Genomic DNA, 14,949 nt, shown 5'->3' with positions numbered 1-14,949 from the left:
CGCGACGGTGTGCGGCCGGCCGGCGCTCCTGCGGCCGACGGATCCCCGCCGAACCCGGATATATCGCGTTTCGGGCACACGGAACGGCTCGTTGTAATGCCTAGGCGGCAGGTGGTGTGTTTTCCGTCTCGATGTTCTCCGTCTCATCGCACACCGCCTCGTACCCCGGCCCGGGTGGACGATGGCCCGTACCCGGCCGTGGCGGCGCCGCAGCTCCGGCACCCCATCACCTTCGAGTTCGTCCGCCTGCGCGTTCGTCCGCCTTCGAGTTCGTCGAGAACGGCACTGCGCCCGACGATTGCCGATGTCGATGCCTCCCGGTGCCGCAGACCTCCGGATCGGAGCCGCGCGTCCACGGCATATCGGCCGGAATCACCCGCGGCATCCACCGCGACAGGGTCCCCGCCGACGATTCGAGCCGGCCACCGGGGCCGGGGCAACATGGTCGCGGCCTGGGCGGCCGGACTGTTGTCGACCCGGTTCACCCCCGGCCCGTGCCGGACGCATATCGCCGTATACGTGGCCGGCGGGATGGTGCCGTGCCACAGATGGCCCTACCCCACGGACCCGCTGTCCGCCGCACGGTGTCGGCGCATCCCGCCGCTTGTCCGTCAGGGTGCGCAACAATTCGATCGGCTCGGCGCTTCGCGGCGAGCAGCCCCCGAATCCCATGGCGCGCGCCTGCGCCGGCCGCGGTGCGAAAACCGCCGCCGGCGCGGTCGGATCGTCAGCGGGTGTCGCTGTCGATGAGCAGCTGCCCGCCGACGGAGACAACCCGCAGGACCGGGTTCTTGGTCTGCCCACCGTAGGTGAGGCCACTGACCCGCATATCCACCGAACCGTCGGGGTTGTTGCCGCGATCGGCGGTGATGGTGGAGAAACTCTGCACGGTGCGCTGGTCCCAGTACTGGTGGAACTGCTGCTGGGTGCCGTACACCCGCTGCGCGGCCGGGGTCAGCAGCGACCAGGAACCGCTCGGGTTGGTGTAGAAGTCCTCGATGAGTCGGCCGGCCGCCCCCCAGTCGACGCTGCCGCTGCTCGGCGTCTCGCCGAGGGCGACCGCCCCACCGACGTCCTCGGTATCGCTCGGACGCGGCGCGCTGGTGACCGAGGAGGTGGCCTGCGCACCCGAGGACCCGGAGTCGTCGGAACCGAAGGGGTTGAACAACAGCACCCCGCCGATGGCCACCGCGCCGACCACACCGCCGATGACCATGGTGCGTTTCTTCCCGTCGGGCCGGTCGACCAGCGGGGTGGGCTGGGTCGTGGTGGGCGGGTTCGCACGGTCGGACCGGCGGGGCGGCTCGTGCTGCCGGGTCGGTGGGGGCGACGCCTGGCGCCGCCGCGGCGGCGCGGCCTCCATGGTGCCCAGGGCGCCCGACTGCTCCCGGCCGCCGCGACCGTGCTGTTCGGCGGCGGACACATATCCGCCGTCCCGGGCGGAACCGACCTCGGTGAACCGGGTCAGCCGATCCCGCGCCTCGCGCATGGTGGGCCGGTTCTCCGGTTTCGGATCGAGCAACTCGAGCAGGAGATCGGTGGCGGGACCGGCATTGCGCGGTTCGCTGAGCTGACCGTTCGCCGCGGCGTACAGCACTTTCAGCGGGTTTCCGGAACCATAGGGCGGTTCGCCCTCCAGGGCGTGGAACAGGGTGGCACCGAGGGAGAAGACATCCGCGGCGGGGGTCGGGTCGGCGCCGCGGGCCACTTCCGGCGCCAGATAGGCGGCAGTTCCGGAGATCAGGCCGGTTTCGGTGAGGGTGACATCACCGGCGGCGCGAGAGATACCGAAATCGGTGATCTTCACCGTGCCGTGTTCGTCGAGCAGCACATTGCCCGGTTTGACGTCGCGGTGCACGATCCCCGCCTGGTGGGCGGCGATGAGCGCGGACGCCACCTGGGTGCCGATCCGTGCGACCTGTGGTAGCGGCAGGGGGCCGTTGGCCGAGATCACCATCGCCAGACTGCGGGATTTCAGATACTCCATCACCAGGCACGGATCGCCGCCGTGTTCGGTGATATCGAAGACGACGATCGCATTCGGGTGTTGGAAACGTGCCGCATTGCGGGCCTCGCGAATGGCCCGCTGACGAAGGACATCGCGCTCGGCCTCGGGCAGGCTGGGCTTGATGTGAATCTGCTTGATCGCAACCGACCGCTGCAGGCGCTCGTCGACGGCACGCCAGACCACGCCTGTGCCGCCGCTACCAATCTGCTCGACCAGGCGGTAGTGCTCCGCGATCAACTGACCGGTATCGATGGCGCCTACTCCGAACCTTCTCGAAATCGTGACATGCCGCGTCCTTGACCACTCACGCGTTCCGGACGAGTGTAGCGGGCTCCGAACCGACGGCATCGAGCGATCTACCCCCAATGGGTGATCCGTCCCACAAGTGCCGGCCCGGCAACCGGCCACACCGCCCACGAAAAGCGCTCCGACCTGGGAATACAGGTACGAGGCGGGCCACCCGGACCGAAACCGTCGCCGACGGCGGTGAACCGTGGACACCTCCGCGTCCGGGGTGTCGCACCACAACCCACCGAAACATCGAATGATACCGAAAAGCTATATATCCATTGCGGGGCAGCGCAGCCGTGCGACCGTCCGTCAAGCAGCACACTTCGCGTTCGCCGGCGCGGGAGGTGCGGTGGCGATACCTCGCCCGATATCCACCAGATAGTCCCGATTGCCGCCGAGCGGTTCGGTGCCGCGGATCAACCGTTCCACCACACACCCCGCCTCGAACAGGACCGGACCCACATTGTGCGAACCGGGAACGATCGCTCCCCTGCGATCACGCCCGCTGACGATGGTGTACATGGAACTCGGCTTCCCCGCGACCATCAGCGCCGAACGCATCCGGCGCGACGCCTCGAAGGGCACCACGTGGTCGGCGGTGCCGTGTACGAGGAACGCGTGCCGAATACCCATTCGGGGCGCGAGGAGCATCGGCGAGCGTTCGGCGTAGGCGAGCGGGCAGACCATGGGGGTGCATCCACCCGCATCGCGTTCGATCTGCGCCCGCAGCGCCGGATTGTCGGCCGCCGGGCCGTGCCAGTGGTCGAAGGAATCGGAGGGGCCGTAGGTATCGACCCAGTAGTCGAACAGGCCGCGCGGTCCGTGCGCGACGGCGAGCCCGGAGGTCAGGGCGCCCTGGCTCCATCCCCACAGCACGGTGCGCGTGACGGCGGGATGACCCCCGCGATACCACTGGGTGATCGCCACCAGATCCCGCCAACCCGCCCACGGGTTCCATTCACCGGTGCGCCATGCGCTGTCGGTGGCGCGCATATCCATCGACACGATCGGGGTCGCGGTGCGGGTGGCGATCTCGGTCAGATAGTCGGCGTACTGGGCGCTGGAGCCCTTGTGCCCGTGCGCCACCACCACCAGGGCGTCGCCGACGGCACAGCCGTGTGGCTCGTACAGGCGTCCGGTCGCGTGTTCGGCGTCCACCGGCACCGACACATTCCGCACATCGACCGTGCACCCCGGCGCGGCCACCGCCGTGGGAATCCCCACCGGCACCATTACGAGCAGCACCGACAGCAGCCATCCGACCACATACCCCACGCCTCGTCTCATGATTCGAATATGGCACGAACATCGCGCCACACCGGGTAGGCCGCGCGGTCGGTCGGGATTCGGCCCGGGCCGCAAACGCGAAGCGGCAGACCGGGTCCGAAGCGGGCCCGAGTGCACGGAATCTGTCGGACCGGCCCGCCAGACTGCGCGTATGCGTTCGATCGGCACGGCGAAACAGCTGTCCCGCTTGGGAATACGACATCGATCGCCACGACATCGACGCGGTGCCCGCTCCCGAACCCTGGGCCGCCCTGCTGCCCGCTCTCGCCCCTGCCCCATGGGATGGCGTTCCCGCGACTGGTATCTCGGCGAGTACGCGCCCCTGCTGTTCGACCGCAACGGCAATATCGGGCCCAGCGTCTAACACGACGGCCGGATCGTCGGTGGGTGGGCACAGCGCAAGGACGGCGAGATCGTGGTGCGGGTACTCGAGGACATCGGCGCCGACGCCCGGGCGTTGATCGATGCCGAAATCGAGCGGGCCGCGAGCCGATACGGCGATACCCGTCCGATTCCCCGATTCCGCACGCCGCTGGAGCGGGAGCTCACGACCTGATGGATTCGACCGGGGCGCACCGATCAGGCCACCCGATAACCGCCGTCGATACCGAACACCTGACCTGTCACCCAGGAATCCGGCCGACCCAGTGCGACCACCCAGGGGGCCACATCGTCGGGACGGCCCCGGCGGCCCAACGGAATACGTGCGGCTTCCGCGGTTTTCAGACGGTCGATCTCCTCCTCGGACAACCCCATTCGAACCAGCGCTTCGCTCTCGGTCGGCCCCGGCGCCACCGCATTCACCCGCACGCCGAACTCGGCGAGTTCGAGGGCCCAACTGCGGGTGAGCTGCTCGAGTGCCGCCTTACCGGCCGCGTAGTGACTGATCCCGGGTGCCGGTTTGGCGCCGAAGGTGCTGGATATGTTGACCACGGCCCCACGTGAGGCACGCAGGTGCGGTAGGGCGGCCTGTGTCAGCAGGGTGGGGCCCAGAACGTTCGTCGCCCACATGCGCATGGCATCGTCGGGATCGATCTCTCCCAAGGGGGCCGGTATGCCGAACCCGGCATTGTTGACCAGGAGGTCCAGCCGTCCGTGCGCGGCGACCGCTGCTTCCACCATGGCGGCGGCGTCCGCCGGGCGAGAGACGTCGCCGACCTGTAGCCGGACGCCCGAACGATGTTCGACCACCCGCTCCAGCGGCTCGCGGCGGCGGCCCGTCACCAGGACGTCCATCCCCCGGTCGGCCAATGCGTACGCAACGGCGGCGCCGATACCGGACCCGCCGCCGGTGACGAGCGCGGTTCGTCCGGCCAGGTCGGTGGAGGTCGGAGGCGTGGAGAATTCGGTTGATGCGGAATCGGTAACCATGGCGGCGACGCTAAACGGTGACACTGGTGTCATGATCAACCCCGAGGTGGCCATGCGAATCGGCGAGTTGTCCCGACGGACGGGTGTCAGCAGGCGTTCCATCCGCTATTACGAAAGCAATGGGCTGCTGCGGTCACATCGCACCGCCAACGGGTGGCGCGAGTACGACGAGTCCTGTGTGCGACGGGTGCGCACCATCGCCGACCTGTTGGCGCGTGGTCTCACCATCGAAGGCATCCGCCGCCTCGAACCCTGTCTGGATATGGGCGATCCGGCCGAATGCGACGATCCCGCACACGCGATCGAGGTCTACCGTTCGCGGTTGGCGGTGCTCGACGCGCGACTCGCCCGCCTACACGAGCACCGAGCGGGTTTGGCCGAACGCCTCGACGAGCTCGAAACGGTTCGGCAACAGACCGGAAAGCGGTGATGTCCTAACGGTTCCTCGGACACAGGTCCGCTGCGGCGAACCCGATCAGGACGGGGGCCGCAGCGCCGCGAATTCGTCGGTGACCCGCAGATCCGAATCGGTGAAACGGTATACGGCCGCCGGACGCCCGCCCGCCCGGCCGGGGGCGGCGGTGGCGCCGGTGGGTGTGATCACCTTGCGCCGGGTCAGAACTCGCTGCAGGTTGGTGGTGTCGACATCGTAACCGAGTGCGGCGCAGTAGATTTCCCGCAGTGTCGACATGGTGAAGCGGTTGGGCGCCAGCGCGAACGAGATATTCGTGTAGGAGAGTTTGGCCACCAATCGGGCCCGGGCGTGCTCGACCACCACCCCGTGGTCGAACGACATCCGCGGAAGCGCCGACACCGGATGCCAGGCGGTGTCCGAGGGCAGCCGCGGGTCGGCGGTGAGCGGGACCAGACCCAGGTAGGCCGAGGCGATGCGGCGCGGTCCCGGCACCCGGTCGGGGGCGCTGAACACCGAGAGCTGCTCGAGATGGCTCAATTCGCGGACGTCGACCTTCTCGGCGAGTTGCCGGCGCGCGGAGGTGTCCAGGTCCTCGTCGTCGCCCAATCGGCCGCCGGGTAGCGACCAACTTCCGGCCTGTGGGTCCAGAGCCCGCTGCCACAGCAGCACCGCCAATTCACTGCGCCGACCGGGTCGGCGACGTCCGACCGCGTCGGCGACGGGGTCGTCGGGGTTTCTACCTGCCGCGATGTTTTCCGGAAAGCGACGAACTTGGAACACCGCGGTAAGCGATTCATGGATGGTGCTACCATGGGCCACGTTTTCGATCCTAAGTCGAAAACCTGGTTTGGTGCGAATCGGCGGCGCCGCCGACCGCACGAAGGAAGGGAGCCACCATGGCGACGACGGCAGTCACCCCGATCGCGGGTACCACGTTGCCGGTACAGATCGACGACGGTCCGTCGGGTTACACGGGCATCGACGCCACGCCCGAATGGGCGGCCGAGGTGGAGCGCCTCGCCCGACTGCGCAATGCCACGATCCTCGCGCACAACTACCAGCTGCCCGAGATCCAGGACGTGGCCCACCACGTCGGCGACTCACTGGCACTGTCGCGGATCGCCGCCGAGGCCGATGCGGACACCATCGTGTTCTGCGGTGTGCACTTCATGGCCGAAACCGCCAAGATCCTCAGCCCCGAGAAAACCGTTCTCATCCCCGATCAGCGGGCCGGCTGCTCACTGGCCGACTCCATCACCGCCGACGAACTGCGCGCCTGGAAGGCCGAGCACCCGGATGCGGTCGTGGTGTCGTATGTGAACACCACCGCGGCCGTGAAGGCGCTCACCGATATCTGCTGCACCTCGTCCAATGCCGTCGACGTGGTCGCCTCCATCGATCCCGACCGGGAGGTGCTGTTCCTGCCCGACCAGTTCCTCGGTGCGCACGTCAAGCGCGTCACCGGGCGGGAGAACATGCACATCTGGATGGGCGAATGCCACGTCCACGCCGGTATCAACGGTGACGAACTGAACGAACAGGCCCGCACCCACCCCGACGCCGAACTCTTCGTACACCCGGAATGCGGCTGCGCCACCTCCGCGCTGTATCTGGCCGGGGCCGGCGAATTCCCCGCCGAGCGGGTGCACATCCTGTCCACCGGCGGCATGATCGACGCCGCCCGCGCCGCCACCTCCAACCAGGTGTTGGTCGCCACCGAGGTCGGCATGCTGCACCAGCTGCGCAAGGCCGCCCCGGGCGTGGACTTCCGGGCCGTCAACGATCGGGCGTCCTGCAAGTACATGAAGATGATCACGCCGGCCGCGCTGTTGCGCTGCCTGGCCGAGAACCGCGACGAGGTGCACGTCGACCCGGAAACCGCCGTCCTGGCCCGTAATTCGGTCCAGCGCATGATCGAGATCGGTAATCCCGGCGGCGGGGAATGATCTCCCTCGGGCCGGTCGCGGGCCCGATGCCCGGCATGGGATGGACCGCCGAGGCCGACCTGGTCGTCGTCGGCGGCGGGGTCGCCGGGCTCACCGCGGCCCGCGCGGCCTCGCTGCGCGGGCTGCGGGTGCTGATCCTGAGCAAGGGCGGGCCCACCGATACCGCCACCCAATACGCCCAGGGCGGTATCGCGGTCGTCGCGCCGCACGGGGATTCGGTGGACTCCCACGTCGCCGACACGGTGGCGGCCGGCGGCGGGCTGTGCGATCCCGACGCCGTCGCGTCCATCGTGGCGGGCGGCCCGGACGCGGTGGCCGCGCTCACCGATCTGGGCGCGGTTTTCGACCTCGGCCGGGACGGGCAGGTATCGCGCACCCGTGAGGGCGGGCACAGCACCCGACGCATCATCCACGCCGGTGGTGATGCCACCGGCGCCGAGGTGCAGCGGGCGCTGAACGCGGCCGGGCTGCCGGTGCTGTTCGGGACCGCCGTACTCGAGATCGTCACCGGTGACACCGGGGTGCGGGGCGTACTCGCGGTATCCGAGCGCGGACTCGGCATCGTGCACGCGCCCGCGGTACTACTGGCCACCGGCGGGTTGGGGCAGCTGTACGCGCTCAGCACCAATCCGCCCGGCGCGACCGCCGACGGGGTGGCGCTGGCGCTGTGGGCCGGGGCCACGGTGGCCGATCTGGAGTTCGTGCAGTTCCATCCCACCGTGCTCTACACACCGGGCGGCCTGGGCCGACAACCGCTGATCAGTGAGGCGGTGCGCGGTGAGGGCGCCGTCCTGGTGGATACGCGTGGCGAGTCGGTGACCGCGGGTGTGCATCCGCGCGGCGACCTGGCCCCACGCGATGTGGTGTCCCGGGCAATCGCCGACCGGATGCGTCTGCTCGGCGCCGACCACGTCTACCTGGACGCGCGGGGAGTCACCGATTTCACCCGCCGCTTCCCCACCATCACCGCTTCCTGCCTGGCCGCGGGTATCGACCCCGGTGTCGACCTCATCCCGGTCGCGCCGGCGGCCCACTACCAGTGCGGCGGGGTGGTGACCGACCTACACGGTCGCACCGGTGTACCTGGTCTGTACGCCGCGGGTGAAGTGGCGCGCACCGGCCTGCACGGGGCGAACCGACTGGCATCCAACAGCCTGTTGGAAGGACTGGTGATGGGTGAACGGGTCGGTGCCGCCGCCGTCGAACGAGTCGGGGAGCCGACCCTGGTCGCCCGCTCGGCGGCGCGGATCGCCCCCCGGCTGCCACGCGGCCTGGTGCAGGGACTGATGACCGCGCACGCCTCGGTGGTCCGAGACGGCGACGGCCTCGCCCACGCGGCTCGGACACTCACCGACGCGGTGCGCATCGCCGAAACGGCGGCGACCACGCTCACGACCGTCGCCATCGACGACCGCCGGGAGTCCGGGTCTTTCGACCCGACCGCGACACCGCGCAACGAGACGGCCGCGACCCGGCTGCTCGGCGAATTCGAGGACGCGGCGCTGACACTCACCGCGCGCGTCCTGATCCTCGCGGCGACGGAGCGTCGGGAGAGCCGCGGCTGCCACACCCGCTCCGATCATCCCCATCCGGTGGCGGGGTTCGGCCGCAGCACTATGGTGCGGTTGGACGAACACGGTGCGCCATGCGTCGTCCGCGAACCCGAGCCGTTCCGAACATCGCCCGCCCCGATATGACGGGCACCCGTTACATGACAGGCACCCGCTACGACGACACCGTCGGCGACGGTAGCCCGCCGGACCGATCGAACCGAGGACAGGAGTAGTAATGGCATTGGATGCGGGGCTCGACCACGCGGAGGTGCTGTCCGTGGTTCGGACGGCGCTCGATGAGGATCTGCGGTACGGCCCGGATGTGACGACCACCGCGACCGTTCCCGCCGACGCGACGGTGAAAGCGGCGGTGGTCGCGCGTGAACCCGGAACGGTCGCCGGTATCGATGTTGCTCTGCTGGTGCTGGACGAGGTGATCGGCGCAGGCGGTTACGAGATCACCGAGCGGGTCCCCGACGGCACCCGCATCGCGCCCGGGGAAACGGTTGTGGGTCTGGTCGCCCCCACCCGCGGACTGCTCGTCGCGGAACGGACCATGCTCAATCTGCTGTGCCACCTGTCCGGGATCGCCACCACCACCGCCGCCTGGGTGGACGCGGTGGCCGGCACCCGATGCCGTATCCGTGACAGCCGCAAAACCCTCCCGGGTCTGCGCGCCCTGCAGAAATACGCCGTCCGGGTCGGGGGCGGCGTGAATCACCGCATGGGTCTGGGTGACGCCGCGCTCATCAAGGACAACCACGTGGTCGCCGCCGGATCGGTGGTGAACGCCCTGCGCGCGGTGCGTGAACTCGCCCCGGATATCGAATGCGAGGTCGAGGTGGACAACCTGGACCAGTTGGACGCGGTGCTCGCCGAGAATGTGGAACTGGTGCTGTTGGACAACTTCCCGCTCTGGCAGACCCAGGCCGCGGTCCAGCGCCGCAATGCCACGGCCCCGCAGACCGCACTGGAGTCCTCCGGTGGACTGACCCTGGATGTGGCCGCCGACTACGCGCGCACCGGGGTCGACTATCTGGCGGTGGGCGCGCTCACCCACTCCGTGCGGGTGTTGGATCTCGGTCTCGACATGTAAAAGTCTTGTGCGACTACACTTTTCCTCTGCGCGCATGGCCGGCCCCCGTTCCGGCCCGCGCCGACGAAACCAGGAAAGGCTGTGGGTCCCATTTTCGACCATGAGTATCGGGAAAAAATCATCGCTTCGTTCGAAACGTATCGCGAGAAAACGCTGGACGATCTGAAGCGGATACTGAACTTCCCCTTCCACCCGGATACCCGGCTACTCATGTTCGAGCTGCACGGCCACCACGGCGACTTCGGTCTCCATCCCTGGGTCATGCGGGACAGCTACTACCACGTGGACATCGATGCCTCGGGTACTCCCCTGTACCGGACGGGATTCGACCAACTCGCTCTGGGGTTCGACGCCTATGCCCGACTGGATGAAGTGGATCGCATGAGTCCCGACGAGGTCGGGGATCTGGACGATCTCGCCGTCAACTATCTGTGCGGCTGGTTCGCGGATATGCTGCGCGAGGCGAATACAGATCTCCCGCTCGTCTACGCGATTCGGCGACACGACCATCCAGGCGTTTACTCCGTAGCAGAGAAGCAATGGTTCAGCGACGACGAATTCGCCACCCGCTTCGAGGACGACGAAGAATAGGGCGCGTATTCGGGCTTCCCGGCGGCCGACTCGACACCGTACCCGTCGGCCACTTTCGCCACAGTGGTTCTCGGTGCGTCCGCGCCGAGAACCACTGCGCTCAGGCGGATCTCATCTCCGGACGCGGCGGGGACTCGGTGCGAATCGATGGCATCGCCCGGGTGATCACCCAGGACACGAGTTCGACCAGCCAGAACAGCAAGAGGAAAACGGTGATCACCACCACCGGAATCGCGAGGAACAGCAGCGACAGCACGGCGGTGATCACGAACGACACCACATCACCGGCGGTGGCGCCCTCCAGTCGACTGTTGAAACGCACCGCCGCCCACATCATTCGACGGCGCGGCACCGAGACATCGCATTCCCGCAACGCGCGCCGGAAGATCCCGTCCGCGTCCGCCGTACTCACCTCGCCCGACTTCAACAGATAGTCGTGCAGGATGGCGGCCTTGGTGTACACCCCGTAGCGCGGCACCAGCCAGGTCACCGGACGCGGCACCGAGGCGAAATCGGTGCGGAACCCGACGGGCACCGTGAACTCCCTATCCGCCCCCTGATAGTGCAGCGGTTGGACGAGTCGCCAGAATTGCGCGTCGATCTCCTCGACCACAAGCGAATTCGTGAAGACCACGACTGCTCCCTCCCAACCAACCACGCACAACCGCACACAGCGTACGGCGTGCGGGAGAGAGGTGCACCTCAGTTACACACCATGGTGCGCTGATGCACTCGCGCACCCTGGTACCGCAGTCCCGGAACGAGCGACTCGAGGCCATGGGAGCGGAAACCCATCCGCTCGAAAAACCGTACGGCCCGAGTGTTCTCCACCAGGGTCTGGAGATGACATCCCGGCGAGCCCACCTCGCGCAGCCGTTCGAACCACCGCCGCATCAATTCATCCGCCGCACCGGTGCCGCGGGCCTTCGGCGCCACATTGATGTGCAGATGCGCCGGCCATCGTGGGTCGGTGAAATCGCCCGCGGTGGGCCTTCGGCGCACGACGGCGCCGAGGGAGTCGACCGCGGCGCGGGCGAAGAACACTGCACCGCGACGCCGAAAAACCACCCGGTGTCGCCGAATCGCCCGCTGGATCCGCTCCTCCTCGGTGGGGAAGGCGGCACTGTCCACACACCCGGTGAGATACCCGACCAATCTGCCGTTCTGTTCGGCGACGAACAACGATTCCGGTTCGAGATCCATGTACGGGTCCAGATAGACCATTGCCTCGGCGGCCGGATCACCCCACAGGTTTTCGGTCGGCGAGCCCTGCCCCGCACGGGCGAACAACTCCCGCAACTCGGTTCGGTCGTCGTCGCGGAACCCACGGATCACCATCACACCAACCTACGCCCGAATACCGGGTGTGGGTGGTGGTTCCGGCTCCGGACCACCGGCAACGGCCGTCGAACAGGGTGGGACAACGGGTGGGCCCTATCCGGCCGCACCGCTCATTCGACCGACCTCCGAGGGACTTCCCGCGCCGGGACCGCCATGCTGCGGTGCGAGCATCGCATCGGAACGCACGTGCACCATGGTGGCCACCGGAGCCGGATGCGGCGAGCGCGCGGTGGGAGACCGGAATTCGGGCGGCAGCGGCCGGGAGTCGTCGAATGCGCTGACGAAACCGGTCCCCAGGTCGGCACCGGCACTCAGCGCCGCGAGGAAGACCATTACCAGCGCGGCGGTGAGCGGTTGGACGATGAGGGCCACCCAGGTCTCGACGGTCGGCGCCTCGGTGACGATCTCCCCCACCCGCAACTCGTCGGGAAACGGGTTCCGCCGTTCGGCGACGATCTCCCCGAACCATGTCATCACCACGGCGCCGATGCCCGAGCCGAGTACCAGCCCGACCACCTGGATCGGGCCCCGCATCCGGCGCATCCGCCACGCGCCCACCGCCGACAGCAACCCGGTTGCCGCGCCCGCGCAGACGAACAGTGCCAATGCGTCGAAGTGGTGCAGGTTCTCCCCCGTGAACGGCACCGGACGATCCGGCTCGATGACCAGGTAGCTCCTGGTGGGCGCCAGCATGCCCCAGATCGCGCCGACCACAATGCTCAACAGCACCACGGCGGCGAGAACGACGGCGGCGGCGCGGACCTCCCGCACCGTCGCGGAAGGGTTGTCCCCCGTCATCGCTAGCGCTGTTCCATGGTCGCCGAATCGATCACCCCGTGCCGGGAGCACTTGGCCCACCAACCGTCCGGGTTGACCTGCACGACCATCCGTCGACCGCAATGTTCGCAGAACCGAGGGGGTTCCAACCCCAACACCGCGGCCCGGGGGATCGGGTCATCGATCCCGGGCACGATCCGCTTGCCCGTGAACGGGTTGTAGCGCTCGTCGTCCATAATGTCGACAGTACTCACGACACCGGTCTCCTCCCCAGCCGACATGGCCGATCGGCCCCGGTCTACAGGGTTTCGTTGAGGGCCTTGATGGGCATCTTCAGCTCACCCAACAGATCCAGGTCCTGTTCGGCGGGCCGGCCCAGCGTGGTGAGGTAGTTGCCGACGATCACGGCGTTGATACCACCGAGAATGCCCTTCTTGGCACCCAGATCGCCGAGAGTGATCTCCCGACCGCCCGCGAAGCGCAGCATGGTGCGCGGCAGTGCGAGCCGGAACGCGGCGACCGCGCGCAGCGCATCGGCGGCCGGTAGAACCTCGAGGTCACCGAAGGGAGTGCCCGGCCGGGGGTTGAGGAAGTTCAGCGGGACCTCGTCGGGCTCGAGTTCGGCGAGATCGCCGGCGAACTCGGCGCGCTGTTCGAGGGTTTCTCCCATGCCGAGGATGCCGCCACAGCAGACCTCCATACCGGCCTCACGCACCATGCGCAGGGTGTCCCAGCGTTCTTCCCAGGTGTGCGTGGTGACCACGTTGGGGAAGTAGGAGCGGGCAGTTTCCAGATTGTGGTTGTAGCGGTGCACACCCATGGCGGCCAGCTGGTCGACCTGTTCCTGGGTGAGCATGCCCAGCGAGCACGCCACCTGGATGTCGACCTCGTTGCGAATGGCCTCCACACCGGCGGCGACCTGCGCCATCAGCCGCTCGTCGGGGCCGCGCACGGCGGCGACGATGCAGAATTCGGTGGCGCCGGTCTTGGCGGTCTGTTTGGCCGCCTCCACCAGGCTGGGGATATCGAGCCAGGCGGCGCGCACCGGCGACTGGAACAGGCCGGACTGCGAGCAGAAGTGGCAGTCCTCCGGGCAGCCGCCGGTCTTCAGGCTGATGATGCCCTCGACTTCGACCTCGGGCCCGCACCACTTCATGCGCACCTCGTGCGCCAGTTCGAGGAGCTCTTCGAGCCGGTCGTCGCCGAGTTGCAGCACCCGCAGGGTCTGCTCTCGATTCAGCCCGACACCGCGTTCGAGCACCTGTTCCCGGGCGACGGCGAGGATGTCGTCGGTGGTCGCTGAGGTATCGGTGGGCCTCACGGGTGCCTGGGTCACAGCGCGCATCCCTTCGTCCGGCGTGCGGGGTCTTCGGCGTCCCGACAACCCGGGACACTGAACTTGAACGGTGTTCAGGCTAGGGTAGCGGTAGGAGTGAGTCAAAACACCATCGGGAGGATCGAACCGTGCAGTTGCACCGGGCCGACGTGGTCGACGGGGCCCTCGCCATTCTCGACCGGTACGGCCTCGCCGACCTGACCATGCGCCGGCTCGCCGGCTCGCTTCGGGTCCAACCCGGCGCCCTGTACTGGCACTTTCCCAATAAACAGGCCCTCCTGGGCGCCGTGGCCGACCGCATACTGACCCCGATGGAGGAACCGGTGACCGCCACGGACTGGTCCGGCGCCCTCACCGAACTGGCCCACCGTTTCCGCGACTGCCTGCTCACCTACCGCGACGGCGCCGAACTGGTCTCGGCCACCTACGCCTCCCGCCTCACCACCAGCAAGAGCCGGGAACGGATGGCAAGCGCCGTGATCCGCGCCGGTATGCCGCGCGCCGAGGCCGAACTGGCCGCCTACACCCTGCTGTACTACGTGCTCGGCCACACCGTCGACGAACAGTCCCGAATGCAGATGGACTCCGCCGGCGCCCTTCCCGACTCCGCCGATCCCGACGCCGAGGACCCCGATCCCACCTCCCGATTCGACTTCGGTCTGCGCCTGTTCGTCGACGGTATCCGCCAACGCCTGGGCGCCGCGCTGCGCTGAACCACCATCCACAGAACTCCGAACTTCTCGTCCCCGCCGAGATCTGCCGCACACGGGTATGCGGCCCCTCTTCCATGGCACAACCGGGGCGGCGGGAGTCCGGGGATCGACTCGAACTCCCCCTTTCCTTCACCAGGGCCACCCTGCTTCGGTCGGCAACTGCTGCATCGCGCTCGACGGTCGCGACCGCGCCGATCCGACGACCTGGACAATTACATCAAATC

17 protein-coding genes are annotated in these 14,949 nt (G+C 68.1%); 8 read left to right on the top strand and 9 right to left on the bottom strand.

What is annotated here, in order from left to right:
• Nucleotides 1-727: 727 nt before the first annotated feature.
• Nucleotides 728-2,245 (bottom strand): serine/threonine-protein kinase, encoded by a 1,518-nt coding sequence (locus ON32_RS08395; protein WP_040790231.1) that lies wholly within the window; start codon nucleotides 2,243-2,245, stop codon nucleotides 728-730.
• A 363-nt stretch (nucleotides 2,246-2,608) separates the two neighbouring features.
• Nucleotides 2,609-3,586: an alpha/beta hydrolase family protein gene (locus ON32_RS08390; protein ID WP_040790230.1), complete on the bottom strand. Its 978-nt coding sequence runs from the start codon at nucleotides 3,584-3,586 to the stop codon at nucleotides 2,609-2,611.
• Nucleotides 3,587-3,737: 151 nt separating this feature from the next.
• On the opposite strand from ON32_RS08390, the gene ON32_RS29565 reads away from it, so the two are divergent.
• A complete protein-coding gene (locus tag ON32_RS29565; protein WP_217998032.1) occupies nucleotides 3,738-3,950 on the top strand; it encodes a hypothetical protein in 213 nt (70 codons plus the stop codon).
• A 51-nt stretch (nucleotides 3,951-4,001) separates the two neighbouring features.
• Complete coding sequence (locus ON32_RS29560) at nucleotides 4,002-4,142, top strand: hypothetical protein (protein ID WP_217998031.1); 141 nt, start codon at nucleotides 4,002-4,004, stop codon at nucleotides 4,140-4,142.
• 23 nt (nucleotides 4,143-4,165) lie between these two features.
• On the opposite strand, the gene ON32_RS08385 is transcribed toward ON32_RS29560, so the two are convergent.
• Nucleotides 4,166-4,957 carry an SDR family NAD(P)-dependent oxidoreductase gene (locus tag ON32_RS08385; protein ID WP_051133006.1) on the bottom strand — a complete coding sequence of 264 codons (792 nt, stop codon included), beginning with the start codon at nucleotides 4,955-4,957 and terminating at the stop codon, nucleotides 4,166-4,168.
• A 31-nt stretch (nucleotides 4,958-4,988) separates the two neighbouring features.
• On the opposite strand from ON32_RS08385, the gene ON32_RS08380 reads away from it, so the two are divergent.
• A complete protein-coding gene (locus tag ON32_RS08380; RefSeq protein ID WP_245550887.1) occupies nucleotides 4,989-5,387 on the top strand; it encodes a MerR family transcriptional regulator in 399 nt (132 codons plus the stop codon).
• A 45-nt stretch (nucleotides 5,388-5,432) separates the two neighbouring features.
• Here the strand turns inward: ON32_RS08380 and ON32_RS08375 are convergent, their stop codons facing one another.
• Complete coding sequence (locus ON32_RS08375; RefSeq protein WP_040790228.1) at nucleotides 5,433-6,191, bottom strand: NUDIX hydrolase; 759 nt, start codon at nucleotides 6,189-6,191, stop codon at nucleotides 5,433-5,435.
• A gap of 77 nt (nucleotides 6,192-6,268) precedes the next feature.
• On the opposite strand from ON32_RS08375, the gene nadA reads away from it, so the two are divergent.
• The 4 genes from nadA to ON32_RS08355 all read left to right on the top strand — a co-directional run bounded on the left by nadA (nucleotide 6,269) and on the right by ON32_RS08355 (nucleotide 10,558).
• Entirely contained in the window at nucleotides 6,269-7,318 is a 1,050-nt protein-coding gene (gene nadA / locus ON32_RS08370) for a quinolinate synthase NadA (RefSeq protein WP_040790226.1), read from the top strand.
• 35 nt (nucleotides 7,319-7,353) lie between these two features.
• Nucleotides 7,354-9,015, top strand: coding sequence for an L-aspartate oxidase (locus ON32_RS08365; RefSeq protein ID WP_245550886.1), 1,662 nt, complete (start codon nucleotides 7,354-7,356; stop codon nucleotides 9,013-9,015).
• Nucleotides 9,016-9,106: 91 nt separating this feature from the next.
• Nucleotides 9,107-9,967, top strand: a complete 861-nt coding sequence (nadC, locus tag ON32_RS08360; protein WP_040790224.1) for a carboxylating nicotinate-nucleotide diphosphorylase — start codon at nucleotides 9,107-9,109, stop codon at nucleotides 9,965-9,967.
• 81 nt (nucleotides 9,968-10,048) lie between these two features.
• Nucleotides 10,049-10,558, top strand: coding sequence for a hypothetical protein (locus ON32_RS08355; protein ID WP_040790223.1), 510 nt, complete (start codon nucleotides 10,049-10,051; stop codon nucleotides 10,556-10,558).
• 100 nt (nucleotides 10,559-10,658) lie between these two features.
• Here ON32_RS08355 and ON32_RS08350 read toward each other — a convergent pair whose 3' ends face one another.
• The 5 genes from ON32_RS08350 to bioB form a co-directional block, all read right to left on the bottom strand.
• Nucleotides 10,659-11,192, bottom strand: coding sequence for a DUF1353 domain-containing protein (locus ON32_RS08350; protein ID WP_040790222.1), 534 nt, complete (start codon nucleotides 11,190-11,192; stop codon nucleotides 10,659-10,661).
• 68 nt (nucleotides 11,193-11,260) lie between these two features.
• Complete coding sequence (locus ON32_RS08345; RefSeq protein ID WP_040790221.1) at nucleotides 11,261-11,896, bottom strand: GNAT family N-acetyltransferase; 636 nt, start codon at nucleotides 11,894-11,896, stop codon at nucleotides 11,261-11,263.
• A 96-nt stretch (nucleotides 11,897-11,992) separates the two neighbouring features.
• Entirely contained in the window at nucleotides 11,993-12,697 is a 705-nt protein-coding gene (locus tag ON32_RS08340) for a DUF2567 domain-containing protein (protein ID WP_051133004.1), read from the bottom strand.
• A gap of 2 nt (nucleotides 12,698-12,699) precedes the next feature.
• Nucleotides 12,700-12,912 (bottom strand): biotin synthase auxiliary protein BsaP, encoded by a 213-nt coding sequence (bsaP, locus tag ON32_RS08335; RefSeq protein ID WP_174361615.1) that lies wholly within the window; start codon nucleotides 12,910-12,912, stop codon nucleotides 12,700-12,702.
• A gap of 62 nt (nucleotides 12,913-12,974) precedes the next feature.
• Nucleotides 12,975-14,012 (bottom strand): biotin synthase BioB, encoded by a 1,038-nt coding sequence (gene bioB, locus ON32_RS08330; RefSeq protein ID WP_040790332.1) that lies wholly within the window; start codon nucleotides 14,010-14,012, stop codon nucleotides 12,975-12,977.
• A 128-nt stretch (nucleotides 14,013-14,140) separates the two neighbouring features.
• Between bioB and ON32_RS08325 the strand changes: the two genes are divergently transcribed.
• Complete coding sequence (locus tag ON32_RS08325; protein WP_040790220.1) at nucleotides 14,141-14,725, top strand: TetR/AcrR family transcriptional regulator C-terminal domain-containing protein; 585 nt, start codon at nucleotides 14,141-14,143, stop codon at nucleotides 14,723-14,725.
• The last annotated feature ends 224 nt before the right edge of the window (nucleotides 14,726-14,949 follow it).

Source organism: Nocardia paucivorans NBRC 100373 (assembly GCF_000308675.1).
Classification (GTDB): Bacteria; Actinomycetota; Actinomycetes; order Mycobacteriales; family Mycobacteriaceae; genus Nocardia; species Nocardia paucivorans.
This window is presented reverse-complemented; position numbering and strand designations above follow the sequence as displayed.

Excerpts from the sequence above, each read along its gene's own strand:
- bsaP (WP_174361615.1), bottom strand. The coding sequence starts at position 12,912 with ATGGACGACGAGCGCTACAACCCGTTCACGGGCAAGCGGATCGTGCCC.
- ON32_RS08365 (WP_245550886.1), top strand. The coding sequence starts at position 7,354 with ATGGGATGGACCGCCGAGGCCGACCTGGTCGTCGTCGGCGGCGGGGTC.
- ON32_RS29565 (WP_217998032.1), top strand. The coding sequence starts at position 3,738 with ATGCGTTCGATCGGCACGGCGAAACAGCTGTCCCGCTTGGGAATACGA.
- ON32_RS08345 (WP_040790221.1), bottom strand. The coding sequence starts at position 11,896 with ATGGTGATCCGTGGGTTCCGCGACGACGACCGAACCGAGTTGCGGGAG.
- nadA (WP_040790226.1), top strand. The coding sequence starts at position 6,269 with ATGGCGACGACGGCAGTCACCCCGATCGCGGGTACCACGTTGCCGGTA.
- ON32_RS08380 (WP_245550887.1), top strand. The coding sequence starts at position 4,989 with ATGATCAACCCCGAGGTGGCCATGCGAATCGGCGAGTTGTCCCGACGG.
- ON32_RS08390 (WP_040790230.1), bottom strand. The coding sequence starts at position 3,586 with ATGAGACGAGGCGTGGGGTATGTGGTCGGATGGCTGCTGTCGGTGCTG.
- nadC (WP_040790224.1), top strand. The coding sequence starts at position 9,107 with ATGGCATTGGATGCGGGGCTCGACCACGCGGAGGTGCTGTCCGTGGTT.
- ON32_RS08340 (WP_051133004.1), bottom strand. The coding sequence starts at position 12,697 with ATGACGGGGGACAACCCTTCCGCGACGGTGCGGGAGGTCCGCGCCGCC.
- ON32_RS08385 (WP_051133006.1), bottom strand. The coding sequence starts at position 4,957 with ATGGTTACCGATTCCGCATCAACCGAATTCTCCACGCCTCCGACCTCC.